This is a genomic window from Streptomyces sp. NPDC018045, from assembly GCF_044327445.1.
Taxonomy (GTDB): Bacteria; Actinomycetota; Actinomycetes; order Streptomycetales; family Streptomycetaceae; genus Streptomyces.
On the sequence record NZ_JBIRFL010000006.1, the window covers coordinates 269152 to 293705 of the forward strand.

At 72.6% G+C, this 24554-nt stretch carries 21 protein-coding genes; 13 read left to right on the forward strand and 8 right to left on the reverse strand.

The annotated features are described in order from the left end of the window. Positions 1 to 1155: 1155 nt before the first annotated feature. On the reverse strand, positions 1156 to 1947 hold the full coding sequence (locus ACH4EB_RS17120) for a metal-dependent hydrolase (RefSeq protein WP_398348323.1): 792 nt from the start codon (positions 1945 to 1947) through the stop codon (positions 1156 to 1158). Between the two features lie 172 nt (positions 1948 to 2119). Here ACH4EB_RS17120 and ACH4EB_RS17125 point away from each other — a divergent pair, with 172 nt between their 5' ends. Together ACH4EB_RS17125 and ACH4EB_RS17130 are read left to right on the forward strand one after the other, a co-directional pair. After that, positions 2120 to 4633 carry a DEAD/DEAH box helicase gene (locus ACH4EB_RS17125; protein WP_398348324.1) on the forward strand — a complete coding sequence of 838 codons (2514 nt, stop codon included), beginning with the start codon at positions 2120 to 2122 and terminating at the stop codon, positions 4631 to 4633. Between the two features lie 73 nt (positions 4634 to 4706). Beyond that, complete coding sequence (locus ACH4EB_RS17130; RefSeq protein ID WP_398348325.1) at positions 4707 to 5618, forward strand: acyl-CoA thioesterase; 912 nt, start codon at positions 4707 to 4709, stop codon at positions 5616 to 5618. A gap of 39 nt (positions 5619 to 5657) precedes the next feature. Here ACH4EB_RS17130 and ACH4EB_RS17135 read toward each other — a convergent pair whose 3' ends face one another. Continuing rightward, positions 5658 to 6743, reverse strand: a complete 1086-nt coding sequence (locus ACH4EB_RS17135; protein WP_398348326.1) for a DUF6397 family protein — start codon at positions 6741 to 6743, stop codon at positions 5658 to 5660. Positions 6744 to 6857: 114 nt separating this feature from the next. Further along, positions 6858 to 7265, reverse strand: coding sequence for a roadblock/LC7 domain-containing protein (locus ACH4EB_RS17140; RefSeq protein WP_398348327.1), 408 nt, complete (start codon positions 7263 to 7265; stop codon positions 6858 to 6860). Positions 7266 to 7407: 142 nt separating this feature from the next. Here ACH4EB_RS17140 and ACH4EB_RS17145 point away from each other — a divergent pair, with 142 nt between their 5' ends. Continuing rightward, positions 7408 to 7836 (forward strand): PPOX class F420-dependent oxidoreductase, encoded by a 429-nt coding sequence (locus ACH4EB_RS17145; RefSeq protein ID WP_398348328.1) that lies wholly within the window; start codon positions 7408 to 7410, stop codon positions 7834 to 7836. A gap of 61 nt (positions 7837 to 7897) precedes the next feature. Here ACH4EB_RS17145 and ACH4EB_RS17150 read toward each other — a convergent pair whose 3' ends face one another. Then, positions 7898 to 8458 (reverse strand): GTP-binding protein, encoded by a 561-nt coding sequence (locus ACH4EB_RS17150; RefSeq protein WP_398348537.1) that lies wholly within the window; start codon positions 8456 to 8458, stop codon positions 7898 to 7900. Between the two features lie 245 nt (positions 8459 to 8703). Between ACH4EB_RS17150 and ACH4EB_RS17155 the strand changes: the two genes are divergently transcribed. Both ACH4EB_RS17155 and ACH4EB_RS17160 read left to right on the forward strand, forming a co-directional pair. Continuing rightward, entirely contained in the window at positions 8704 to 8949 is a 246-nt protein-coding gene (locus ACH4EB_RS17155) for a hypothetical protein (protein ID WP_398348329.1), read from the forward strand. Positions 8950 to 9099: 150 nt separating this feature from the next. After that, a complete protein-coding gene (locus tag ACH4EB_RS17160; RefSeq protein ID WP_398348330.1) occupies positions 9100 to 9768 on the forward strand; it encodes an O-methyltransferase in 669 nt (222 codons plus the stop codon). Between the two features lie 78 nt (positions 9769 to 9846). Here ACH4EB_RS17160 and ACH4EB_RS17165 read toward each other — a convergent pair whose 3' ends face one another. Then, positions 9847 to 11094: a NosD domain-containing protein gene (locus tag ACH4EB_RS17165; protein ID WP_398348331.1), complete on the reverse strand. Its 1248-nt coding sequence runs from the start codon at positions 11092 to 11094 to the stop codon at positions 9847 to 9849. Between the two features lie 64 nt (positions 11095 to 11158). Between ACH4EB_RS17165 and ACH4EB_RS17170 the strand changes: the two genes are divergently transcribed. After that, positions 11159 to 11791 carry a methyltransferase domain-containing protein gene (locus ACH4EB_RS17170; protein ID WP_398348332.1) on the forward strand — a complete coding sequence of 211 codons (633 nt, stop codon included), beginning with the start codon at positions 11159 to 11161 and terminating at the stop codon, positions 11789 to 11791. Between the two features lie 90 nt (positions 11792 to 11881). Here ACH4EB_RS17170 and ACH4EB_RS17175 read toward each other — a convergent pair whose 3' ends face one another. Beyond that, positions 11882 to 12757, reverse strand: a complete 876-nt coding sequence (locus ACH4EB_RS17175) for an oxygenase MpaB family protein (protein WP_398348333.1) — start codon at positions 12755 to 12757, stop codon at positions 11882 to 11884. A 92-nt stretch (positions 12758 to 12849) separates the two neighbouring features. Here ACH4EB_RS17175 and ACH4EB_RS17180 point away from each other — a divergent pair, with 92 nt between their 5' ends. Together ACH4EB_RS17180 and ACH4EB_RS17185 are read left to right on the forward strand one after the other, a co-directional pair. Next, positions 12850 to 13194: a hypothetical protein gene (locus tag ACH4EB_RS17180; RefSeq protein WP_398348334.1), complete on the forward strand. Its 345-nt coding sequence runs from the start codon at positions 12850 to 12852 to the stop codon at positions 13192 to 13194. Positions 13195 to 13530: 336 nt separating this feature from the next. Then, positions 13531 to 14358 (forward strand): hypothetical protein, encoded by an 828-nt coding sequence (locus ACH4EB_RS17185; protein ID WP_398348335.1) that lies wholly within the window; start codon positions 13531 to 13533, stop codon positions 14356 to 14358. Between the two features lie 124 nt (positions 14359 to 14482). On the opposite strand, the gene ACH4EB_RS17190 is transcribed toward ACH4EB_RS17185, so the two are convergent. Beyond that, positions 14483 to 14665 carry a hypothetical protein gene (locus ACH4EB_RS17190; protein WP_398348336.1) on the reverse strand — a complete coding sequence of 61 codons (183 nt, stop codon included), beginning with the start codon at positions 14663 to 14665 and terminating at the stop codon, positions 14483 to 14485. 210 nt (positions 14666 to 14875) lie between these two features. On the opposite strand from ACH4EB_RS17190, the gene ACH4EB_RS17195 reads away from it, so the two are divergent. The 3 genes from ACH4EB_RS17195 to ACH4EB_RS17205 all read left to right on the forward strand — a co-directional run bounded on the left by ACH4EB_RS17195 (position 14876) and on the right by ACH4EB_RS17205 (position 19999). After that, positions 14876 to 18106, forward strand: coding sequence for a DEAD/DEAH box helicase (locus ACH4EB_RS17195; RefSeq protein ID WP_398348337.1), 3231 nt, complete (start codon positions 14876 to 14878; stop codon positions 18104 to 18106). A 14-nt stretch (positions 18107 to 18120) separates the two neighbouring features. Beyond that, complete coding sequence (locus ACH4EB_RS17200) at positions 18121 to 19467, forward strand: SWF or SNF family helicase (protein WP_398348538.1); 1347 nt, start codon at positions 18121 to 18123, stop codon at positions 19465 to 19467. Between the two features lie 154 nt (positions 19468 to 19621). After that, on the forward strand, positions 19622 to 19999 hold the full coding sequence (locus ACH4EB_RS17205; protein ID WP_398348338.1) for a nuclear transport factor 2 family protein: 378 nt from the start codon (positions 19622 to 19624) through the stop codon (positions 19997 to 19999). 27 nt (positions 20000 to 20026) lie between these two features. Here ACH4EB_RS17205 and ACH4EB_RS17210 read toward each other — a convergent pair whose 3' ends face one another. After that, positions 20027 to 20260 carry a DUF6480 family protein gene (locus tag ACH4EB_RS17210; protein ID WP_398348339.1) on the reverse strand — a complete coding sequence of 78 codons (234 nt, stop codon included), beginning with the start codon at positions 20258 to 20260 and terminating at the stop codon, positions 20027 to 20029. Between the two features lie 370 nt (positions 20261 to 20630). Between ACH4EB_RS17210 and ACH4EB_RS17215 the strand changes: the two genes are divergently transcribed. Together ACH4EB_RS17215 and ACH4EB_RS17220 are read left to right on the forward strand one after the other, a co-directional pair. Then, on the forward strand, positions 20631 to 23528 hold the full coding sequence (locus ACH4EB_RS17215) for a glycoside hydrolase family 2 TIM barrel-domain containing protein (protein WP_398348539.1): 2898 nt from the start codon (positions 20631 to 20633) through the stop codon (positions 23526 to 23528). 110 nt (positions 23529 to 23638) lie between these two features. Continuing rightward, positions 23639 to 24517 (forward strand): YceI family protein, encoded by an 879-nt coding sequence (locus tag ACH4EB_RS17220; protein ID WP_398348340.1) that lies wholly within the window; start codon positions 23639 to 23641, stop codon positions 24515 to 24517. Positions 24518 to 24554: the final 37 nt, after the last annotated feature.

Consider the following 24554-nt stretch of genomic DNA (forward strand, 5'->3'; position numbering starts at 1 on the left):
GGGCGCGGAGCCAGGGTGGCGGAGGAGGGGCACATCTGCGGGTCCGGCTTGGGCGGGCCTGGGCCTGGGCCTGGGCCTGGATGGGCCGGGCTCAGGTGGCTTTCGTTTTCGGACCTGTCGGCGGGCAAGGAACACCGCCCGCACACGAAGGCGATCACGACGCGCGAAGAGCCATGCCTTTCTCGGCCGAACAGCGACCGTCGATGACCACGACAGCACGCAACCGCCACTCCTTTTCCCGCGGTCTCAAACATCGCACAGCCACAGGCACGGGAATAACTGTCACGGGCCGCGCGATGCGAGGTATTGCTCCCTTGGAGTGCGTATCGGCGCCCCATGAAGGCCAATAGGTTTATCGGCAGCGGCTCTTGAAGTCACGCGTGCGGCCGGGAGAAGGATCTGCTGCCGCCCTGTTCCGGCTGGATCGTTCACCGACTTAGGCAAGTGCACGCATCGACCGTGATACGCGATAGACGCGACCTTCCCGCAGGCGGCAACCCGCAGCCGATAGCCCGCAGCCGGTAGCCCGCATCCCCTCAAGCCTGGGTTCCCGGGCAGGAAACCTTAATTGCCGGTCAGGGCGAACGAAGAATCCCCGGGATGGTCTCGGCGTGGCACTCCGAAAGGCTGCCAACGTGTACCGGTCAGCCGATGACCCGAATCCGCTTCCAACCCGTCGGACCGACGGTCAGTGGCTCTATTCGGCCCGCGCCCGCGTTGCGGTTCAAGCCCCAGCACTCATGCTTCCGGACACCGAGCGCACCGTGCACCGTGCACCGATCCGGAATTGCACGGCCGCCCTCCCGAGGCAGTACCGCCCACCGCAAAGGCGCGATCCGACCGTCACCGCCCCGCAACTCTTCGAGGAGCGTCGCCCCGATCCGGAATCCGCCGGAGAGTGTGCTCACGGAGCGCCTCCTGGTTCCCGGACCGTACAGACTCGACCCGGGCCATGACACCGAAGGGCCGGGACGGGGCGAACCGGTCCGGGTCAGACCGCGACAGGGCGGGGCAGGCAGGGACGGCACGGGGCGAACCGGGGCACACCAGGCGAACCGGTCCGGGCCGGGCCGACGGGTAGCGCCTGGCGGTGGCGCCCCCAGGCCGGTCCGGGCGTCGGCGACACCACCGATACGAGCACCGGACCGGCGTCGGTCAGAGGTAGCCCATCGCCCCGAGCCCCCCGATACCGCCCAGCAGCATGAACGCGGGCATCAGCACCTTCAGCTCCACCCAGCTTCCGGCGCGGAACCGCATGGCCTTCGGCGGGCCGAGCGGGTACCAGCGCTTGCGGCCGATCGGGATGGGCCACAGGATCGGGCAGCCCGAGACGGTCAGCGCGTCGCCGATGTCGTGGACCAGCGCGCCCAGCACGATCGGCAGGCCCAGCCACAGATATTCCTGGCCGGGCTCGGTGAACAGCCAGCCCGCCCCGTTGCCCGGCTGGTCCAGGACGCCGGCGAGGATCCAGGCCGTCGCGGCACCCAGCAGCCACACCAGGACATCGCTGGAGACCCGCGCGGCCCGCCACAGCAGCCCCTCGATCGCCAGCACCATGTGGACGAAGAGGATGCCGAGCACCGCCCAGCGGCCGCCCTGCACCGCCAGGAGGGACATCCCGCCGCCGACCAGGACCGCCCACACCCACGTATGCGTGAGGGTACGGTGTCCGCCGTTGCGGTGCGAGTCGCCGCGCATCTTCGTGGCCTTGTAGACCGCGTGCGAGATGTTGTCGACGACGCCGCACACCGCCCGCGAGAGCGGCCCGAAGGCGCGCGATATCGTGGCCGACTTGTGGTCCAGGTCGGGGGCGAGCGCCGCTCCGGCACAGATCAGCGCGCCGACGACGAGCACCGGCCAGGGCATCGGGTACCCCGCGGCCGCCGTCGCCGCACCCACCCCCAGCCAGGCGGCGGCGCCGGACAGCGAGTGCGCCGGTCCCATCATGGTCGTTCCCCATCCCGGATTGGCTGGACACGAACCCGGCATCCGGCGTGCGGGACACAGGGCTCGTCACCCGGTTCTCTGACGCCGGGCCGGCGACACAGCGTAGCGTCAGATGATCTAGGTCCGACCCGCCGGTTGTCCGATCCGGACCAGAGGAAGGCAGTATGGGGGCGTGACCCTCATCGATCATCTCCCGAACGACGCCGACCCCGATGCCCTCTTCGAAGCCTTTTCGAGCTGGGCCGAACAGCAGGGCATCGCGCTCTACCCTGCCCAGGAGGAGGCGCTGATCGAGGTGGTCTCGGGGGCGAACGTCATCCTGTCCACCCCCACCGGCTCGGGAAAGAGCCTGGTCGCGGCGGGCGCGCACTTCAGCGCGCTGGCCCGTGACGAGGTGACCTTCTACACCGCGCCGATCAAGGCACTGGTGTCGGAGAAGTTCTTCGACCTGTGCAAGCTCTTCGGCACCGAGAACGTGGGCATGCTCACCGGCGACGCCTCCGTCAACGCGGACGCGCCGGTGATCTGCTGTACCGCCGAGGTGCTCGCCTCCATAGCGCTGCGGGACGGCAAGGACGCCGACATCGGCCAGGTCGTCATGGACGAGTTCCACTTCTACGCCGAGCCGGACCGCGGCTGGGCCTGGCAGATCCCGCTGCTGGAACTGCCGCAGGCGCAGTTCGTGCTGATGTCGGCGACGCTCGGCGACATGTCGCGGTTCGAGGAGGACCTGACCCGGCGCACCGGCAAGCCGACGGCGGTGGTGCGCTCCTCGACCCGGCCCGTGCCGCTGTCGTACGAATACCGGACGACGCCGATGACGGAGACCTTGACCGAACTGCTGGAGACGCGGCAGGCCCCGGTCTACATCGTGCACTTCACGCAGGCCGCGGCCGTGGAGCGGGCGCAGGCGCTGATGAGCATCAACATGTGCACCCGCGCCGAGAAGGACGAGATCGCGGCGCTCATCGGCAACTTCCGCTTCACGACCAAGTTCGGACGCAATCTGTCCCGCTATGTCCGGCACGGTATCGGCGTCCACCACGCCGGCATGCTGCCCAAGTACCGCCGGCTGGTCGAGAAGCTCGCCCAGGCGGGTCTGCTGAAGGTCATCTGCGGTACGGACACGCTGGGGGTCGGCGTCAACGTCCCCATCCGGACCGTGCTGTTCACCGCACTGACCAAGTACGACGGGACGCGGGTCCGCACGCTGCGGGCCCGGGAGTTCCACCAGATCGCGGGCCGCGCGGGGCGGGCCGGCTTCGACACCGCCGGCTTCGTCGTCGCCCAGGCGCCCGAGCACGTCGTGGAGAACGAGAAGGCGCTCGCCAAGGCCGGCGACGATCCCAAGAAGCGCCGCAAGGTCGTCCGCAAGAAGGCACCGGAGGGCTTCGTCAACTGGGGCCAGAACACCTTCGAGAAGCTGATCGCCTCCGAGCCGGAGCCGCTGACCTCCCGCTTCCGGGTCACCCACGCCATGCTGCTGTCGGTGATCGCCCGGCCCGGCAACGCCTTCGAGGCGATGCGCAAGCTGCTGGAGGACAACCACGAGCCGCGCCGCAACCAACTGCGGCACATCCGCCGCGCCATCGCGATCTACCGCTCGCTGCTGGACGGCGGAATCGTCGAGCGTCTCGACGCGCCGGACGCGGAGGGGCGGATCGTGCGCCTGACCGTCGACCTCCAGCAGGACTTCGCGCTCAACCAGCCGCTGTCCACCTTCGCGCTGGCGGCGTTCGACCTGCTGGACCCGGAGTCGCCCTCCTACGCGCTGGACATGGTCTCGGTAGTGGAGTCCACCCTCGACGACCCACGGCAGATCCTCGCGGCCCAGCAGAACAAGGCCAAGGGCGAGGCGGTGGCCCAGATGAAGGCCGACGGCGTCGAGTACGAGGACCGCATGGAGCGCCTCATGGACATCGAGTACCCCAAGCCGCTGGAGGAGCTGCTCTCGCACGCGTACAACCTCTACCGCAAGAGCCACCCGTGGGTCGGTGACCACCCGCTGTCGCCGAAGTCGGTCATCCGCGACATGTACGAGCGCGCGATGACCTTCACCGAGTTCACCTCGTTCTACGAGCTGGCCCGCACCGAGGGCATCGTCCTGCGCTACCTGGCGAGCGCGTACAAGGCGCTCGACCACACCGTGCCGGACGATCTGAAGTCCGAGGACTTCGAGGACATCATCGCCTGGCTGGGCGAGATGGTCCGCCAGGTGGACTCCAGCCTGCTGGACGAGTGGGAGCAGTTGGCCAACCCGGAGGAGGAGACGGCCGAGGAGGCCGCCGAGCGGGCGGACCAGGTCAAACCGGTCACCGCGAACGCGCGCGCCTTCCGGGTGCTGGTCCGCAACGCCCTGTTCCGGCGGGTCGAGCTGGCGGCGCTGGACAAGGTCGAGGAGCTCGGCGAGATGGATGCCGACTCCGGCTGGGACGCGGACGCCTGGGGCGAGGCGATGGACGCGTACTGGGACGAGTACGACGAGCTGGGCACCGGTCCGGATGCGCGCGGCCCCAAGCTGTTGCAGATTCAGGAGGAACCCGAGCACGGCCTGTGGAAGGTACGGCAGACTTTCGCCGACCCTGCCGGTGATCACGACTGGGGCATCTCCGCGGAGGTGGACCTGGCGGCCTCCGACGAGGAGGGGCGCGCGATCGTGCGCGTCACCGCCGTGGGCCAGATGTGACCGGGTGGTGCGCCCTGCGCGGGGCGCACCACCCCGCAAGGGCGTCGACACACCCGACGGAGGACGTACGGCCATGACCAATCCCGCCGAGCGCCTGGTGGATCTGCTGGATCTGGAGCAGATCGAGGTGAACATCTTCCGCGGCCGCAGCCCGCGGGAAAGCCTCCAGCGCGTCTTCGGCGGGCAGGTGGCCGGACAGGCGCTGGTCGCGGCCGGGCGGACCACGGAGGGCGACCGGCCCGTGCACTCGCTGCACGCGTACTTCCTGCGCCCGGGACGGCCCGGGGTGCCGATCGTGTACCAGGTGGAGCGGGTGCGGGACGGCCGCTCCTTCACCACGCGCCGGGTGGTCGCCGTCCAGCAGGGACGTACGATCTTCAATCTCACCGCCTCCTTCCACCAGCCCGAACCGGGCTTCGAACATCAGTTGCCGATGCGCCGTGTGGTCCCCGCCCCCGAGGAGCTGCCGACCGTCGCGGACGAGGTGCGCGAGCACCTGGGCGGGTTGCCCGAGGCGCTGGAGCGGATGGCCCGCCGGCAGCCCTTCGACATCCGCTATGTCGACCGGCTCCGCTGGAAGCCGGAGGAGATCGAGGGCGCGGAGCCGCGCAGCGCGGTCTGGATGCGCGCCGTCGGCCCCCTGGGTGAGGACCCGCTGATTCACACCTGCGCGCTGACCTACGCCAGCGACATGACCCTGCTGGACGCCGTCCGCATCCCGATCGAGCCGCTCTGGGGCCCGCGCGGCTTCGACATGGCCTCCCTCGACCACGCGATGTGGTTCCACCGCCCCTTCCGCGCGGACGAGTGGTTCCTCTACGACCAGGAGTCCCCCATCGCCACCGGCGGCCGCGGCCTCGCCCGCGGCCGCATCTACGACCGCGCCGGCAACCTCCTCGTCTCCGTGGTCCAGGAAGGCCTCCTGCGCCCCCACACCAAGAACCACAGCCTGGAACGCCCGTACGGGGAGGGGTCGGGGGCGTAGACGCCTCGGTCACCTCCGGACGGCGGCAGGCTCGGTGCCTCACCACTCGGGCAGCGCAACGCCTCCTGTCCCACGGGATGCCGACCGCGGGTCGTGCACCGGGATGGGCGATCGGGGTCGCTTCGACGCGGGGGCTGCCGGGACCGCGGGAAGGCGGAAGGGCGCGCTTTCGGAGGACTTCGGTCGGACGACGCTGGGCCGGATGGTGCCGGGTGGGGCGGTGCTGGGGGGCATGGGCCTCGGTGAGGTGGTGCCGGACGGTGTGGTGCCGGCCGGGGAGGAGTGGCGTAGGCGGGTGGTGGCTGACTGGTGGTGGCGGGCTCGGTCGAGGGAGCGGTTGAGGTTCACTCGGTACCAGAGGACCTCGTCGAACTCTTCCGCGGTCGTCACCCGCTCCACCGCCTCTCTGGCCGCCGGGCCCGCGCCGGGCGGGGTCAGGGAAGGACGCAGGCGTCGGAGCACCGAACGTTCCAGAGGGTCTTCGACGACCGAGGCCAGTTCTTCCGGTGGCAGTACCGCCGCGATCACCGCCGCCGACTCCCACCCGTCCGTCGCCTGGCCCATCAGGTGGGCGACCCGGCGGCTGCGCCACTTCCGGCCGCGCCAGTCGTGTCCGCCGTCGAGCACGACGCGGAGCACCGCGGGGATGTTGCCCCGCAGCAGCTCCGGCTCGCGGGCGGCGAAATCCGTCAGCTCCGTCGCGAGGTAGAGCCAGACCAAGGCACCGTAGCGGTTCACGTAGAAGCGGGCCGGGGCGAAGCAGCCCGCGCGGGCCAGCCGGAGGAAACGGCCCGCGCCGATGCCGAGCAGTTCGGCGGCCTCGGCCGTGCCGGCCGTCCGGAGGCGCTCACGCAGCGTACCGGGAAAGCCCTCTTCGGCGCGCAGCCGTCGGATTTCTTCCGCCGACACCCGGCGCCGCCCCCACGGGCCGGCCGGACCGGGCCGCGCTTCGGGATCCGGCGGGAGGGTCCGGATTTCCCCCAACTGGACTGCCAGCTCGAACTCGCCGTACCGCAACCCAAGTTCGCTGGCCGCGCGCCCTGATGCGAGCGCCTCTCCCGTGGTCGGCGACTGTTCCGCCGCGAGCGTCGCGAGCCCCTGCCGTCCGTCGCACATCACCGTCATGTCGCACTCCCCCGTCATTGCTTCCGTCGCGGGATCCGGAGCGGATCCCGGCCGGTCCGTTACCGACAGTGACGACGATAGCGATGGGGTGCGACAGTCGGTCAACCCCCGGCTTCAGCGCTGTGGACAACTCTCCGGTCGCCGCGCCGCGACCCCCAGGTGTTCCCCCACACGGTTGACCAACAGCGCCATTTCGTAGGCGATTTGTCCCATGTCGGCCTCGGGCCCCGCCAGTACGCACAGGCAGCTACCGTCCCCCGCCGCCGTCACGAACAGCACGCCGTCGTCGAACTCGACCATCGTCTGCCGCACCCGCCCGGCCTCGAAGTGCCGACCGGAGCCCTTGGCGAGGCTGTGCAGCCCCGCGGCGACCGCCGCCAGGTGCTCGGCGTCCTCCCGCGCCAGCCGCTCGCTCGCGCTCGTCACGAGCCCGTCGTTGGACAGCACCAGGGCGTGCCGCACCTGGTCGATCCGTTCGGTCAGGTCGTCCAGCAGCCAGTCGAGTCCGCTGCTCGGTGCCATTCCGTTTCCTCCCCGTGTCCCCGTGGGCAACTGCCGTGCAAGCCTGGACCACCTGTGCCGTCCGGGCAAGCGGCCCGGCCGGGCCGGACGCGCTCGGTGCGGCAGCACGGCCCGCTCGCGTCGCATGGCGCAGGATGGCGGTATGGCACGCAAAATGAGCAGGGACGAGTGGCAGAGTTTCCTCTCCGAGGGCACCCGCACGGGCAAGCTCTCGACCGTACGGGCCGACGGCAGCCCGCACATCGCACCGGTGTGGTTCCTGCTGGACGGCGACGACCTAGTCTTCAACACCGGCGCCGACACGGTCAAGGGGCGCAACCTCGCCCGCGACGGCCGCGTCGCGCTCTGCGTGGACGACGACCGGCCGCCGTTCAGCTTCGCGGTCGTGGAGGGCCGGGCCGAGATCGTCGACGCGCTTGCCGAGGTGCGCGCCTGGGCCACCCGCATCGCGGCCCGCTACATGGGCGAGGAGCGCGCCGAGGAGTACGGGGCGCGCAACGGCGTCCCGGGTGAACTGCTCGTACGGGTCCGGATCAGCAAGGTCGTCGCCGTCGCCGACCTCGCCGGCTGATGCCCGCGGACCGTGCTCCGGCGGCGAGGCCCGGCGGAACGTGCCGGTCGTGGGCGCGCGCTCACCCCACCGAGTCCAGCAGCCGGGCGGTGTGCACCCGCCCGGCGTGCTCGACCAGCCGTATCAGCACTTCCTTCCCCGAGTCGCGGTCCCGCGCGTCGCACAGCACCACCGGGGTGCCGCGATCCAGGTCGAGTGCGCGCGCCACCTCGCCGGCCCCGTAGGCGCGCGCCTCGGCGAAGCAGTTGACGGCCACCAGGAAGGGGATCTCGCGGTTCTCGAAGTAGTCCACGGCCGGGAAGCAGTCCTCCAGCCTGCGGGTGTCGGCCAGCACGACGGCACCCAGCGCGCCCTGCGCCAGGTCGTCCCACAGGAACCAGAAACGGTCCTGCCCCGGTGCCCCGAAGAGGTACAGGGACAGCCCGGCCCTGATGGTGATGCGGCCGAAGTCCATCGCCACGGTGGTCGTGGGCTTGCGCACGACGTCCCGGGCGTCGTCCAGCGCCGCGCCCGCCGGGCTCAGCGACTCCTCCGTACGCAGCGGCCGGATCTCGCTCACGGCGCCGACCAGAGTCGTCTTGCCGACCCCGAATCCGCCCGCCACCAGGATTTTCAGAGCCATCACACTGTCGTCGGGGGTGTTTGCGTACCCGGCGGCAGGCGGTGAGGGTGCCTCGTGGAGGTCGTCGTGCGACTCGAAAACCATGGCGAGGACCGTACTCCTTTCGCTACACAGCGTGGCACGGAGTTGACAAGTTCGTACGCTTCGGGAGTAGGCCCCGGCCACGGTCCGGTCGGGCGCCACCAGCGGGAAGGCCCGCGCCACCGGTCGGCCCACGTACCGGCGGGGCGCGAGAAAGAAGGCTGATGATGTCCACTCATGAGGCCACCGGCACCGGCGCGGACATCGCGGCCGTTCCCGCCGCGGGGGACAACGAGGCAGGTCCCTGGCACAACGTCTGCCGCATCTGCCATCCGCGCGAGTCGACCGTTCGGCCGCTCGTCGCCATCTGCGGTGAGCCGCTGCTCGGCATCAGGGCCGCCCGCGACGCGCCGCGGTGCGAACTGTGCGACCACCTCACGCCGCTGCACGAGCGGGGACACCGGACCTGAGGGCCGGGGACCGGGGGCCGGGGACCGCGGACCTGGGTCCGGGGTCCGGGGTCGGCATCGGCGTTCCGCGCGGACGTCACTCCAACAGACGTACGCCCCGCCCCCTGCTAGTTTGGTTAGCACACCTAACTAGGTAGGCGAAGGGACCGCATGTCTCAGCAGCAGTGGAACACTGTCGACGACTACTTCAACTCCTTGCTCGCCCCGGCCGACGAAGCGCTGCACGCAGCGCTGCGCGACAGCGAAGCGGCCGGCCTCCCCCGCATCAACGTCACCCCCACCCAGGGCAAGCTGCTCCACCTCCTCGCCCGGATTCAGGGCGCCCGGCGCATTCTGGAGATCGGCACGCTCGGTGGCTACAGCACCATCTGGCTCGGCCGCGCCCTGCCCGCCGACGGCCGCCTGATCTCCCTAGAGGCCAACGCCGCGTACGCCGCCGTGGCCCGCGCGAACCTGGTGCGCGCCGGGCTCGCGGAGCGTACCGAGGTCCGCGTCGCCCCGGCGCTCGACAGCCTCGCACGGCTCGTCGACGAGCGCGCCGAACCGTTCGACCTGGTCTTCATCGACGCGGACAAGCCGAACAACCCGCACTACCTGGAGCGGGTCCTCGAACTCACCCGCCCCGGCAGCCTGATCATCGGCGACAACGTCGTACGCGGCGGGGACGTCGCCGACGCCGGCAGCACGGATCCCTCGATCCGCGGCATCCGCCGGTTCCTGGAACTCATCGCCGGGAATCCGAAACTGACCGCCACCGCGGTGCAGACCGTGGGCAGCAAGGGTTACGACGGGTTCTCGCTGGCCCGGGTGACCGGCTGACCGCATGCGCCGCGGCCACCGTGTCCACCATGTTCACCGGGCTCACCGGGCTCACCGGGCTCACCGGGCTCACCGGGCTCACCGCAGACTGATCCTGTTTCCGGCGGAGACTTCGGCGCCGACTACCCCCGAACCGGCGTAACGGACGTTGTTTCCCGTGGCCGTTCCGCCGGAGCAGGAGGTGAACAGTATCGCGGTTCCGTCGCCGCCCCGGCTGTACTTCACGACGTTTCCGGTGACCACGGCCTCGTGGACGTATTGCAGTGCGATGCCGTGGGAACTGGCCCAGTCACGGATGATGTTGCCCGTCACGACGACGTTCTCCATCGGCGTGTCCGACATTCCATACACGCCGATGGTGGCGTAACGGGGCCCCTGACCCGGCTGTTTCTCCAGTCCCATGTGCGTCAGGACATTGTGCGCGATGACGATGTCCTCGGTCTGCGACCAGAACCACGACTGATACCGCGCGGAAGGGTCCATCTGCACCTGAATTCCGCTGTTGCAGTCCTCCATGATGTTGTTCGCGATGACCGCGTGGCGCCAGTTGTGTGCGCGTACGGCATAGTTCCTGGCGTTGGTGATCCTGTTGTTCACCACCCGCAGGCCGTCGTGGAAACGGCCGGGGAAGGTGGCCGTGTGCGTGCCGACCAGGGCTCCGTACCCGTCGGCCGAGCAGCCGTCCACGACGATGTTGGTGCTGTGCGTGCCGTCCGGCGCCTCCTGGACCTCGATCGCCTCGGAGAAGAACCGGGTCGGCGTGCTGGCCTTGAACCGCCGGAAGACGCAGTTGCGCGCCGTGCCGTTGCGGATGCCGTGGAACTCGATCGCGTGCCAGTCCGGAATGTTCTCGACCACCAGGTCCTCGTAGAGAATGTTCTCAGCGGAACAGAAGGCGAACATGTCCAGCGGCAGCGGGTTGTTCGCACCGCCGTCCCACAGGCCGCCACGGATGCTGATGTCGGACGCGCCGCGGTAGCCGTCGTGGGAGAAACCACCGCCCCACAGCGTGTCGATGGTGGAGGTGTCGCTGCGGAAAATATGGGCGCCGTGGGCGATCACGGTCAGGTTCCCCGAATCCGGTACCACCGTGCCCGTGCTGTGCATCCGGTAACGCCCGGGAGGAATCACCAGGGTTCCGCCGCCGGCGTCACAGATGGTGGTCACCGCGTTCTGCAGGAGAGCCGCCGCATCGACGAGGCCCTTGGGATCGGCACCGAAATGGTCGACGAAATTCCACTTCCCCGTGTCCGTCATGCCTGCATGATTGCGCCGGGCGGCCGGAAACGTAAGACATCGAAAGGAAACAGTTGCGCTGCCAACCACCGCGGCCCCTGCCCTCGTCCGCGGGCCGGGGCCCGGGGCGATCGGCGACATCTAGAGTTGCCGCATGAACGACGACACCGCCAAGGTCCCCGCGGACACCGGTCAGGCGCATGACGTGCGGGAGTTCTTCGGCTCCCGGGCGCACGACTGGGACGCGCGGTTCCCCGACGACGGTCCCGCCTATCAGGCGGGCGTCGCGGCGATGGAGCTGTGTGCCGGTGACCGGGTGCTGGACGCGGGCTGCGGCACGGGAAGGGCGCTACCTGCCCTGCGGGCCGCCGTCGGGGCCGGCGGTACGGTGCTGGGCGCCGACCTGACGCCCGAGATGCTGGCGGCGGCCGTACGGGCCGGACGTGGGCGTCTGGCCTCCCTGGTGCTCGCCGACGTGCAGCGGCTCCCGCTGCCGGACGCCGCGCTCGACGCGGTCTTCGCCGCCGCGCTGCTGTCCCATCTGGCCGATCCCGGTGCGGGCCTCGCGGAACTCGCCAGGGTCGTACGGCCCGGAGGGCGACTGGCGCTGTTCCACCCGGTCGGGCGCGCCGCGCTGGCGGCGCGGAAAGGTCGCCGGATCGCCCCCGACGACGTACGGGCCGAGCCCAGCCTGCGGCCGCTGCTGGCGCGTTCCGGGTGGGACATGGTGCGTTACGTGGACGAGGACGCCCGTTATCTGGTGACGGCCGTGCGTCAGGGCGCTTGAGACGCGCCCGGCGCTCGGGGCCGCGCGGCCGGCGCCAGGCCTCCGGGGCGCGGAGCCCGCGACTCCGACAGGGCCGGTCCGACGGACGTCTCAGTGCGGCACGGGACAGCCGCCCGTGGGGCGCCCCTGGGGGAACGTGCCGAGGCCGGCGATGGTGTAGCCGTTCGGGTAGCCCTTGATCTCGGGGTTCTGACGGGCGTAGTGCGGGCGCCGACGCGGCGGGAGCAGACGGACGGACCTGGCGCGCAGCCGCAGCGCGCCGCGCACCGCCGCACGGACGGCCGGCCTGGGGCGCTCGTAGCGGAAGGTGTCCAGCAGGGTGTCGTCCAGCAGGGCCTTGCTCGCGCCGCGCACCACCGGGGCCAGCGGGCCGTACCAGCCCGCCATCAGGCCGAGCGTGGCGTCGGAGACCCGGCGCCCGCCCTCGTCCCAGCCGAAGTGCGCGTGCTCGTAGTCGTCCAGGCAGCGCTCGAACTCCTGGAAGTTCTGCGGGATGCCGCTGATGCCCATGTGGCGCCCGAGGGTGCGGTAGTAGACGGCCGAGGCGTGCTTCTCGTGCCCGCTCAGCCGCCGCCACCCGTACTGATCCAGCCATCGCGCGGGGACCACCACGAAGGTGCACAGGACGTACCGCATGTCGTCGTTGGTGATGTCGTAACTGCGGTGCATCTGGTTGATGCGGCGGATCGCGGTCCGGCCGTCCTCGGTGTCGAAGCCGTGCTCCGTCACCGCGTCCAGGAGGAGCGCGGTGTCGTCGTAGCGCTTTTGCGTACGGTCGGTCAGCTCGGCGGTTTCGGCCAGCAGCCGGCCGATGCTGGGAACGGCGTAGGTGCGGTAGAGCGCCAGCTCCAGGGCGCGTGCGACGTCCCACGGGAATTCGTACGTCGTGGTGATGCGGTGGATACGCAGGAAGTCCCGTTCCGGGTCCAGCCGCTGGATCTCCTTGAGCCAGTCAAATCGCCGCACCGCGTACCCGCCCTTTCGTCGTCGACGTTCTCATCGTAAGCGCCCCGGGCACACTGGAACGACCGGAACGGGAACCGGGAATGGGGGACACGATGACCGGATTCTTGGGTGGCATCTCCGGAGTGTTCCGTGGTCTTCGGGACTTCTTCGCCCGTGTCCGCACAGCGGTGTACGGGCCGGGCAGCGACGAGCCCCGGGCGCCCGGGGCGAAGGCGAAGGGGCGGCACAACATCTTCGAGGCCGCGGCGGCCCATGTGGCGGCGTGCGCCGAGGAGGACGACGAGCGCAGCGCCGAGACGGCGGAATGGGTCTCCCCCGAGGCGCTCGCCTTCGGCATCAACGAGCTGGCCTGCCGGGCGGTGATCGCGCTCGCCCGGGAGCGCGGGGAGTCACCGCGGACGGTGGCCCGTGATCTGCTCAACCTGCCGGTTGCGTGAGGGCCCGGGGAGGGGGCTCGGAGAGGACGACGGGGGCGTGAGCCCGGGAGCGACGGGCGGCATGGGGCGGGGCGCCGGGCGGGACGGGGTGTCGGGCGGGACGGGGTGTCGGGCGGACGCGGGGCGGGGTGTCGGGTGATCACGGGCGCGGCGGGAAGAGCCGGGGCCGTGGCGTAGGGCTGGTGACAACCGGCTGCCCGGCCAACTAAGGTGCGCCGACGACTGATCGGAACGATCGGGCCGGTTCCGGTCCGGCGCGGGCGGGCCCGGGGACCGGGGCCGGTGGCCGCGGGCCGGGGCCGGGCGGGTCAGAGCGCATCGGATGGGGAGGCCCGGGTGACGACCGAGAGCGCCGGTACGTCCACGGCCGGCAACGCCGAGGGGGCCACGGCCGGGAGCGGCGACGACGATCAGTTGCTCGTGCTGACGGCGGTGCTGCTGACGCCCGCGCAGTTCCCGAGCGTGCTCGGCGACGACTATCCGGAGGTGTGCGCCGGGCTCGGCCTCGAACCGTACGAGGAGGGGTACGGCCTGGTCCTCGGCCAGGACGGGCTGGGTGCGCGCTGGACGGTGGTGACGGACGACGTCTCGCTCGTGGCGTGCGCCGTCGCGGCCTGGGACTGCGGGGTGGAGTACGACCTCTCACCCGACGAGGGCAGCGTGGTCGAAGCGCTGCCCGGCTGGCCGCTCGCGCTCGCCGTCGCGGCACCGGGGGTGCCCGCGCCGCACGACCCGGAGCCGGAAGCGGGCGGTCCGGCCGTGCTCAGGCCGCCGGACGCCGCGCGGTGGGGACCGGCCCAGCGGAGGCTGGGCGCGGACGAGATCGCGCTGCGGTGGGCGGCCTGGCGTGAACAGGTCGAGGACGGGGTCACGTTCGTCGCGCCGGGTGCCCAGCCGCACGCCGGGGTGCGGCGGGCGCTGGCCGAGGCACGCGGTTACGTGACGGATCCCCCTCCGCCGGGGCGCGTCCGCTCGTCCTTCGCCGCCGGTGAGGCCCGTACGCTCCGCGTGGACGGGCCGGGATGGAGCATGGTGGCCCGCACCGACGACATCGCGTTCGTCCTCCTGGACGAGCAGCCGGGCGAGATCCTGCCGGTGGGACGCGGGCCCGAACTGCCGGGTCTGCTGCGGGCCCTGGAAGCGCTGGCGGTCCGGCCGGCCTGACCACTCGCCCGTGGACCGTGGCGGCGCCCCACCCGTGGGCCGGCCGCCCACGGGTCCGCTGACGGGGACGTCGTCGCGGCCCGCCCGGCTCCCGCCGCCGGGCGGCCGGAGACCGGCTACCTGGTCAGCGCCCTATCTCCTTGCGGGTCACCCGGCGCAGCCTGCGCCGCTGCGAGGGGTCCAGCGTCAGATACGCCACGGCCGGCACACCGACCATGACCAGCAGCGCCGCCCAGAACGGCAGCAGCCACAGCAGGATCACTCCCACCGCCACGCCACCGATGGCGACCTTTGCGTTCGTGGACATTCTTCACGTCCCTTCCGCGGCGGTTGCCGCGCTCTCTGTATCCCATTGAACGCCTTTTCGGCCCCACGGGTTCCATCCGTGCCGACAGTCCGTGCCGACAGATCGTCCGGCCGCCACGGCCGCCACGGCGGAAGTCGGCACCACTCCCGTTCGTGCTGTACCCTCGGGCGCTCCGGTCGCCAGTAGTCAAACTTGAGGAGTTCGCTGCACGTGGCACTTCTTCCCGCGGCACCATCCGCTCCCCCGTCCACGCCCGCGCGCTGGGCAGCGGTCTTCCTGCCCGCCGACCCGCCCCGCGCGGGACGGGTCGCGTTCTGGCGTCCGGACGGCCGGCATCCGGACGACGGGCACCCGGACGTCCGGGGCCCGGACGGTACGGCGGGCGGCGAGGGGTTCGGGGCCGGCTGGCCGACGCAGCCGCTGACCGTGGCCGTCCCGGTCACCGAAGCCCACCACGGTGGCGGCAAGAAGGAGAGCAAGGGGGACAAGGAGGGCAAGGGGGGCAAGGAGGGCAAGGAGGGCGTCGACCTCATCGACGTACCGGCCGTCGTGCTGCCCGTAGCCGACGCCCTCCCCGTCCTCACCCGCGCCCGTACGGCCCGTACGGCCGACCCGGCAACGGCCTGCTGGGGTGCCGCCGCCGTACTGGCGCTGCAACTCGCCGCCCGCGGGCGGCTGCTGCCCGGAGTGAGCCGTCGCGGCCACGACGCGTGGCGCGTGGGCCCGCTCGACCCCGCCGATGTCGAGCGGCTGCGCGCCTTGGCCGCGGCCCTCCCGCCGCAGGCGCACGCCGTCCCGCTCGCCGACACCACCGGCCCCGGCCCCGTACTGCTGCCGGAACCGGAGCGCCTGGTACGGGACTTCCTGGACGCGGTGGCGGACGTGCTGCCCCGCTCCCCCGCCGCCGCCCTGGTCACCGGCGGGCCGGTGTTCGCCGCGCCCGAGCCGCAGCACATTCCGGAACAGCGCGACTGGGCGGCCGACGTGGCGGCCGGGCACGACGCGGGCGTACGGCTCTCCCTGCGTGTCGAGGTCGCCGGGCTGCCCGGTACGGACACCGGCGCGGCCGGGGCCGCCGCCACCGGCCGCGCCGGGTTCACCGCCGTGCTCCAACTGCACGACCTCACCGACCCCGCCCTGGTCGCCGACGTGTCCGAGGTGTGGGCGGGCACCTCCCCCATGGGGCAGTCGTTCGGCCCGCGGGCCCGGATGGACACCTTGCGCACGCTGCGCCGCGCCGCCGCTGCCTGGGCGCCGCTCACGCCCCTGCTGTCCGCCGCCGTACCGGACGCGGTGGAGCTCGCCGACGAGGAGGTCGCCGAGCTGCTCGGCCCGGCCGCCCGGGCACTGGCCGCCGCGGGCGTGCGGGTGCACTGGCCCCGGGACCTGGTTCGCGGGCTCAGCACGCGGGCGGTGGTGGGGCCACCCGACCAGGACGGCGGTCAGGACGGCGACCGGAACAGCGGCCAGGACGGCGCGCCGCGTACGGCACCGGGCAGCCGGGATGACGATGCCCCCGGTCAGGGCCGGGCGGCATCCGGCGTACCGTCCTTCCTCTCCGCCGACGCGCTGCTCTCGTTCAGTTGGCGTTTCGCCGTCGGCGGCCAGGAGATCAGCAGGGCGGAGCTGGACCGGCTGGCCGAGGCGGGACGTCCGCTCGTACGGCTGCGTGACCAGTGGGTTCTCGTCGATCCGGAGGCCCTGCGGGCGGCCCGGGAGCGCGCGGACCGCACGGTGCGGCCCATCGACGCACTCGGCGCGGCGCTCACCGGGACCGCCGAGTCGGCGGACGGCGAGCGCGTGGAGGTGCAGGCGTCCGGCTGGCTGGCCCGCCTCCGCGACCGGCTCACGGCACCGGACGGCGCCGCACCGGGCGCGTCGGTGCCCGGCATGTCCCTACCGGGCGCGTCCATACCCGGCACGTCCCAACCGGGCGCCTCCACAGAGCCCGTACCGGAGGCCGATGGACCGGGAGGGGACGCCGGACCACCCGCCCCCGAACCCCCCATCGCCCAGCCCGCGGCCCTCACCGCCACCCTCCGCGACTACCAGCTACGCGGCCTCGACTGGCTGCACCGCATGACCTCGCTCGGCCTCGGCGGCTGTCTCGCCGACGACATGGGCCTGGGCAAGACCATCACCCTCATCGCCCTGCACCTGCACCGGCAGAGCGACCCCGCCTCCGCCGGTCCCACGCTCGTCGTCTGCCCGACCTCCCTGATGGGCAACTGGCAGCGCGAGATCGAGAGGTTCGCGCCCGGCACCCCGGTGCGCCGCTTCCACGCGGACCGGCGCAGTCTCGCCGGCCTGGAGGACGGCGCGTTCGTGCTCACCACGTACGGCACGATGCGGCTGGACGCGGCGAAGCTCGCGGCGACCCGCTGGGGCCTGGTCGTCGCCGACGAGGCGCAGCACGTCAAGAACCCGTTCTCGGCAACGGCCAGGACGCTGCGCACCCTTCCGGCGGGCGCCCGGGTGGCGCTCACCGGCACACCGGTCGAGAACAACCTGTCCGAACTGTGGGCCATTCTCGACTGGACCACGCCGGGCCTGCTCGGCCCGCTGGGCCGCTTCCGCGAGCGCTACGCCACGGCCGTCGAAGGCGGTACGGACCCGGCCGCCGCCGACCGGCTGGCCCGGCTCGTCCGCCCTTTCCTGCTGCGCCGCCGCAAGTCCGACCCGGGGATCGCACCCGAACTGCCGCCGAAGACGGAGACCGACCGGGCGGTGGCACTGACCAAGGAGCAGGCCGGGCTGTACGAGGCGACGGTGCGCGAGGGGCTCGGCGAGATCGCGGAGGCGGGCGGCCTCGCGCGCCGCGGCCTGGTCGTCAAGCTGCTGACCTCGCTCAAGCAGATCTGCAACCACCCGGCGCAGTTCCTCAAGGAGGAGCGGCCGCTGATCGCGGGCCGTTCCGGGAAGCTGGAGCTGCTGGACGAGCTGTTGGAGACGATCCTCGCCGAGGACGCGGGCGTGCTGGTGTTCACGCAGTACGTGCGGATGGCGCGGCTGCTGGAAACGCACCTGGCGGGGCGCGGTGTGCCCGCACAGTTGCTGCACGGCGGCACACCGGTCGCGCGGCGCGAGGAGATGGTGCGCCGCTTCCAGGAGGGCGACGTGCCGGTGTTCCTGCTGTCGCTGAAGGCGGCGGGTACGGGTCTGAATCTGACCAGGGCCGCCCATGTCGTGCATTTCGACCGCTGGTGGAATCCGGCGGTCGAGGCGCAGGCCACCGACCGCGCGTACCGCATCGGCCAGACCCGGCCGGTGCAGGTCCACCGGATGATCACCGAGGGCACGGTCGAGGACCGGATCGCCGGCCTGCTCGCGCGCAAACAGCGGCTGGCGGACGCGGTGCTCGGCTCCGGCGAGGCCGCGCTGACCGAACTCACCGACGCCGAGCTGGCGGACCTGGTGGCACTGCGGGGGAGCGAGCGATGAGCGAGCGGACCGACATGCGGGAGAACGTCCGCCAAGAGGACGCGTACCGGCCGGCACCGGCCCGGGAGCGCGTCTTCGCCGCCCTGCCGCCCGCGCGCGGCCATGCCTTCGCGCGGACCTGGTGGGGGCTGGCCTGGCTGAAGGCGCTGGCGGACAGCGCGCTGGACGGCCGGCAGGTCAAGCAGGGCCGCCAGTACGCGCGGGCGGGCGCGGTGGGCGCGGTCTCCGTACGGCCGGGCCGGATCACCGCGGTCGTCCAGGGCCGTGATGGTACGCCGTACCGCTGCGACGTGCTGCTCCACGAGCTGAGCGCGGCGGACTGGGACCGCTTCCTGGACCTGGTCGCGGACCGGGCCGGGCACATCGCGGCGCTGCTGGACCACGACATGCCGCCGCACCTGGTGGAGGACGCGGCCGCCGCCGGCATCGACCTGCTTCCCGGTATCGGTGACCTGGAGGCGGAGTGCGGATGCGGGGCGTGGGATCACTGTTCCCACACTGCCGCGCTCTGCCACCAGACGGCGCGCTTGCTGGACGAGGACCCTTTCGTGCTGCTGCTGATGCGCGGGCGGGGCGAACAGGAGTTGCTGGACGACCTCCAGGCCCGCACCGTCTCACGCGCACGGCAAGCCGCTGAGCAGTTCGCGTCCGGCGGGTCCGTGGTGGAGGCGGCAGCCGAGGGCATACCTGCGGCGGAGGCGTACGCGGCCCGTGACATCCTGCCGCCGCTGCCGCCGCCCCCGCCGGCCGTGGACGAGCCGGGCGCCGCGCCCGTCCTCGGAGGGGGGACGGCTCCGGCGCCCGGCGTGGACGCGGCGGCGCTGGAGTTCCTGGTGGGCGCCACGGCAGCGCGCGCCCAGCGGCTGCTGGCCGACGCGCTGGCCCCCGGCCACGCCGACGCGCCCCCGCAGGCTGCGCTGACCCGCGCGCAGGACGCCGTACGGCTGGCGGCGGCCGGTCCGGGCCCCCGGGTCGCGGCACGCCTGGCGTCCGGTTCCGGACGTACGGCCAAGGCGCTGGCCCTGGCCGTACGGGCGTGGGAGTACGGCGGCGCGCCGGCGCTCGCGGCCCTGGAGGAGGAGTGGACCGCGGAACCGGCGGCTCTCGCCCGGGCCACGGCCCAGCTCGCCACCGCCTGGGAGGACGGCGAGCCGCGGCCACGGCTGCGCCACGACCGCAACCGCTGGACCGTGGTCGGCGGCGGCGCCCAGCTCAGATACGGGCGGGACGGCCGGTGGTGGCCGTATCTGAAGGAGCGCGGGCAGTGGGTGCCCGCGGGACCGGCGGCCGAGGACCCCGCGTCGGCCCTCGTAGCGGCTCTCACGGCTGTCCGAGGTGGTGGTGACGAGGAGGGCGGTTAGCCGGTGGGCGGCCGGGTCCGGATGCGGCGGGCCGCCGCCCGTGCCGCGTGGGCTGACTGCCCGTGCGGGGCGGCGCTACTCTGCTCCGCGTCAGAGGCCGGCGCGCACGCCGCGCCGGCCCGGCGTGCGGCCGATCGGAGGCACCGTGCCTGCTGTGAGCCCCCTGGACGTCCTCGAACGGCGGTGCGCCGCGGTCACCGGGCAGGACGCGGACGCCTTCGCGGAGCTGTTCGCGCCGGACGGTGTGATCGAGCTGCCGTTCGCGGGCCCGGACGTGCCGGACCGTATCGAGGGCCGGGAGGCGATCCGCGCGTTCGCGCGGGCGGCGATGTCCGCGTTGCGCGTCGACGCGCTCGAAACGCTCGCCGTCCACCGCACCGAGGACCCGGAGGTGGTCGTCGCGGAGATGCTCGCCAAGGGCGTGGGGCGTGGCGAGGCGTTCGAGGGCCGCTCGGTGCAGGTGTGCCGCATCCGGGACGGCCGGATCCTGCTGTTCCGCGACTACACGGGGCCGTTGCGCAAGCCTTGCTGAGCGTCTGCCCGTCCCCGGTCCGGGTGGCTACACGCCCCAGATGCGGGCGATGAAGAAGGCGGCGACGAGGATCACCACGACGGCGAGCGCCAGCACCGGGCCCTTGGCCCAGCCGCGGGTGGGGTTGTGGGTGTCCTGGGGCCCGGCGTCCGGGGTGCTGCCCTCGGCGGGCGGTGTCTCGCCCGGCGGCACACCGCCGCCGGGCTCCAGGCCGGCGGTGTGCTCCGGCACCGGGTCCGGGTTCTTCGGTGAATCGTTCATGCTGCCTGAGTGCCCGGGGACGGCCGGTTCTCACCGGCCGATCCGGATCCCGCGCGCGCCACCCTCCCCCGGCACGAACGGGGACGCTCGGGGGCATGTGCGGCGCGGAGCGAATGCTTCAGCGGTCAATCACCCGTATGTGGTCGCGGCGCGCCGCGCCGCGTGGTTCGCTGGCGTGATCCCCCACGCCCCTGCCGTGTCCCCGCAGCGAGGAGGACCCTTGCCCCTGTCCGACGCCGAGCACGTCGGCCCCCGTACCGCGTCCGACGCCGAGCACACCGCCCCCGTACGGCACGCCACCGCCTCCTCCCACCGCGGGGCTGCCCCGCCCGTCCCCCGCCCACCACGGCGCCTCCCCTACCACGAGGACGTGTCCCCCGGCCGGGGCTGCCGGCCGCCGCGTGCCTGGTTCGCCCGCTCGGACGCGCGGCGGATGTCGCTGCACGGGGCGTGGCGCTTCCGGCTCCTGCCGACCGCCCGCTCCGCGGACACCTCCTTCGCCCGGCCGGACTTCGACGACACGGACTGGTGCGACCTGCGCGTACCGGGCCACTGGGTCCTCATGGGCCACGGCGCGCCCGCCTACACCAACACCCGCTATCCGTTCCCCGTCGACCCGCCGCGGCTGCCCGACGAGAACCCGACAGGGGACCACCGGCACACCTTCGACCTCCCGGAGCGGTGGGAACCCGGGCCCGCCCTGCTGCGTTTCGAAGGTGTGGAGTCCTGTGCCCGGGTATGGCTCAACGGAAGGGAGCTGGGGCATTTCAAGGGCAGCCGGTTGCCGCACGAGTTCGAGGTGGGCCACCTGCTGCGGGCGCGCCGCAACGTGCTCGCGGTCCGCGTCCACCAGTGGTCCTCGGGCAGTTATCTGGAGGACCAGGACCAGTGGTGGCTGCCCGGCGTCTTCCGGGACGTCACGCTGCACCACCGCCCCTCGGGCGCCGTCCTGGACCACTTCGTGCACGCCTCGTACGACCACCGCACCGGCCTGGGCACCCTCCGGGTGGACTGCGCGCCGGCCGGCCGGGTCACCGTCCCCGCGCTCGGCCTGGACCTGGCGACAGGAGAGAGCGCGTCGGTGCCGGTCACCCCGTGGACGGCCGAGGTGCCGCATCTGTACGACGCCGAACTGCGCACGCCCGGCGAGCGCGTTCCGCTGCGCGTCGGCTTCCGTACCGTTCGCGTCGAGGACGGCCTGCTGAAGGTCAACGGGCGCCGCGTCCTGTTCCGCGGCGTCAACCGGCACGAGTTCGATCCGCGGTACGGCCGTGCGCTGGGCCCCGAGGCGATGCGCCGCGACGTGCTGCTGATGAAACAGCACAACGTCAACGCCGTCCGTACGAGCCACTACCCGCCGCACCCCGCCTTCCTCGACCTCTGTGACGAGCTGGGCCTGTGGGTCGTCGAGGAGTGCGACCTGGAGACGCACGGCTTCCACCAGCAGGGCTGGCGGGGCAACCCGGTGGACGACGCCGCGTGGACCCCGGCGCTGCTGGACCGTATGCGCCGGATGGTCGAGCGGGACAAGAACCACCCCAGCGTGATCATGTGGTCGCTGGGCAACGAGTGCGGCACCGGCCGCGGCCTGTCCGCCATGGCCGCCTGGGCACGCGACCGCGACCCGTCCCGCCCGCTGCACTACGAGGGCGACCCGTCCTGTGCCGACACCGACGTCCACTCCCGGATGTACGCGGACCACGCCGAGGTCGAACGGATCGGCCGGCGGGAGGAGGAGCCGCTCGCCGATCCGGCGGCGGACGCCCGGCGCCGCGCCCTGCCGTTCCTCCTGTGCGAGTACGCACACGCGATGGGCAACGGGCCCGGCGGGCTGAGCGAGTACCAGCGGCTCTTCGAGACGTACGAGCGCTGCCAGGGCGGCTTCGTCTGGGAGTGGATCGACCACGGGCTGCGGCAGCGCACGCCGCACGGCGAGGTGTTCCACGCGTACGGGGGCGACTTCGGCGAGGAGCTGCACGACGGCAACTTCGTCTGCGACGGGCTGGTCTTCCCCGACCGGGTGCCGTCACCCGGGCTGGCCGAGTTCAAGAAGGTCGTCGAACCGGTACGGATCGGCGGCACGGGCAAGGAGGGCGGCGAGCGGAACGGCGGCCCGGGCGCGGTCCGGATCACCAACCTGCACGACTTCGCCGGCCTCCGCCACCTGGCGTTCCGCTGGTCCTACGAGGCCGAGGGCGAAGTGCTCGCCGAAGGGCCGCTGGCCGTGCCACCGCTCGCCCCCGGCGCGCACGCCGAGGTGGCGCTGCCCCCGGAGCCCGCCGGGCGGCGCGGCCGCGAGGCTCTGTGGACGGTGCGGGCGTTACTGGCCGAGGACACCGCGTGGGCCGCGGCCGGCCACGAGGTCGCCTGGGGACAGCTACCCGCCGCGCCGCCGCGCCCCGTGCCGCGCCCGGCCGTCCCGGGCGCGTCTCCCCGGCGCGGCGAGGGCAACCTCATCCTCCTCGGCCCGGGCGCCTTCGACGCCACCACCGGTGTGCTCCGGTATCTCGACGGCTGCCAACTGACGGGCCCCCGGCTGGACGTGTGGCGGGCGCCGACCGACAACGACGAGGGCGCGCCCTGGCAGCCGGGCCCGCACCGCGCCGAACAGTGGCGCCGCATCGGTCTGCACCGCATGCGGCACCGGCTGGCGTCCCTGGAGTGCGACCGCGACGCGGTGGTGGTGCGGACCCGGGTCGCGCCGGCCGGTACGGACCTCGCGCTCGACACGGACTACCGCTGGACCGCCGACGCCGGGCGGCTGCGGCTGGAGGTGTCGGTCCGGCCGTACGGCGACTGGCCCTGCCCGCTGCCCCGGCTCGGCGTGCGGCTGGGCGTGTGCGGCAGCCTCTCGACGGCACGGTGGTACGGCGGCGGCCCGGGCGAGGCGTATCCGGACACGAGGGCGGCGGCCCGCACGGGGCTGTGGCGCATGCCGGTGGACGCGCTGCAGACGCCGTACGTGCGGCCGCAGGAGAACGGGGCACGGGCGGACGTGCGGTGGGCGGAGCTGTCCCGCGCTGACGGCTCGGCCCTGCGCGTCGAGGGCGAGCCGTCCTTCTGGTTCTCCGCGCGCCGCTGGTCGAGCGAGCTGCTGGACGCCGCGCGGCACACCACCGACCTCACCCCGGGCGACGGGATCTGGCTCCACCTCGACCACGCCCAACACGGCATCGGCAGCGCTTCCTGCGGCCCCGGGGTGCTGCCGCGGTACGAGCTGACGGTGGCGCCCGCCCGGTTCGCCCTCACCTTGTGCCCGGTGCGATGAATTTCACGTTTCACCGGGTATTGACAGCCGTCGTCCTCAGCGGTCCAAAGCAATGACAGGATGGAGATGCACCTTTTTCGACACAACTGACCGAGAGGCCCCGTCCTGTCATGGCGCTCGCCATCCTCACCCGCCTTCGTGACCGCTCCGCCCGCAGTGCCCCTGCCCCGGCCCCGATCCCGCGCGGTGCCGGGGCGCTGGACCTCAGCGTCCAGGACCCCGTCGGGCTGCCGATGGCACGGGCCGGGATATCGGTGCGCGACACCGGCGGCGCCGAGGTCACGCGCGGCCAGACGGATCCCAACGGCAGGTTCACCGCGACGCTGGCCCCCGCCGCTTACCACGTGGTCATCACCTGCGACGGCTTCCGTCCGGAGCGGTTCGACAGCCTGGTGACCGAGGGCGAGCGGACCGTGCCGCGCACGGTGGAGCTGGAACCGGCCCCGGCGCCGCCGATGCCCACGCCGGGACAGTGGCGGCTGGACCCCGACCACTCGTCCATCCGCTTCACCGCCCGGCACATCGGACTGGCCGAGATCCACGGCCGGTTCAACCACTTCGAGGGCGGCCTGTGGATCGCGCCGGACATGCGGGACTCGCGGGTGGAGGTGACGATCGACGCGGCGAGCATCGACTCGGGTGTGAAGATGCGCGACGACCATCTGCGCTCGGCGGAGTTCCTGGACGCGGCGCGCTACCCGTACCTGCAGTTCACCGGCGAGCGGTTCGTGCACAAGGGCGGCGCCCGCTGGGCCGTGCAGGGGGTGCTGCACCTGCACGGCGTCAGCCGGTCGGTGCAGTTGGACACCCGCTACCTGGGCCTCGGCACCGGCATGGGCGGTGAGACGCGGACCGCGTGCAGCGCGGTGACCGAACTGCACCGGGAGGACTTCACCCTCGACTGGCGCAAGATGCTCGCGCGCGGCATCGCGGCCATCGGCGCCACGATCCGGGTCGAGCTGGACATCCAGGCCGTCCAGGCGGAGTGACCCGGGCGGCCGCGCACAGGGCAGCGTGCGGGCGGGC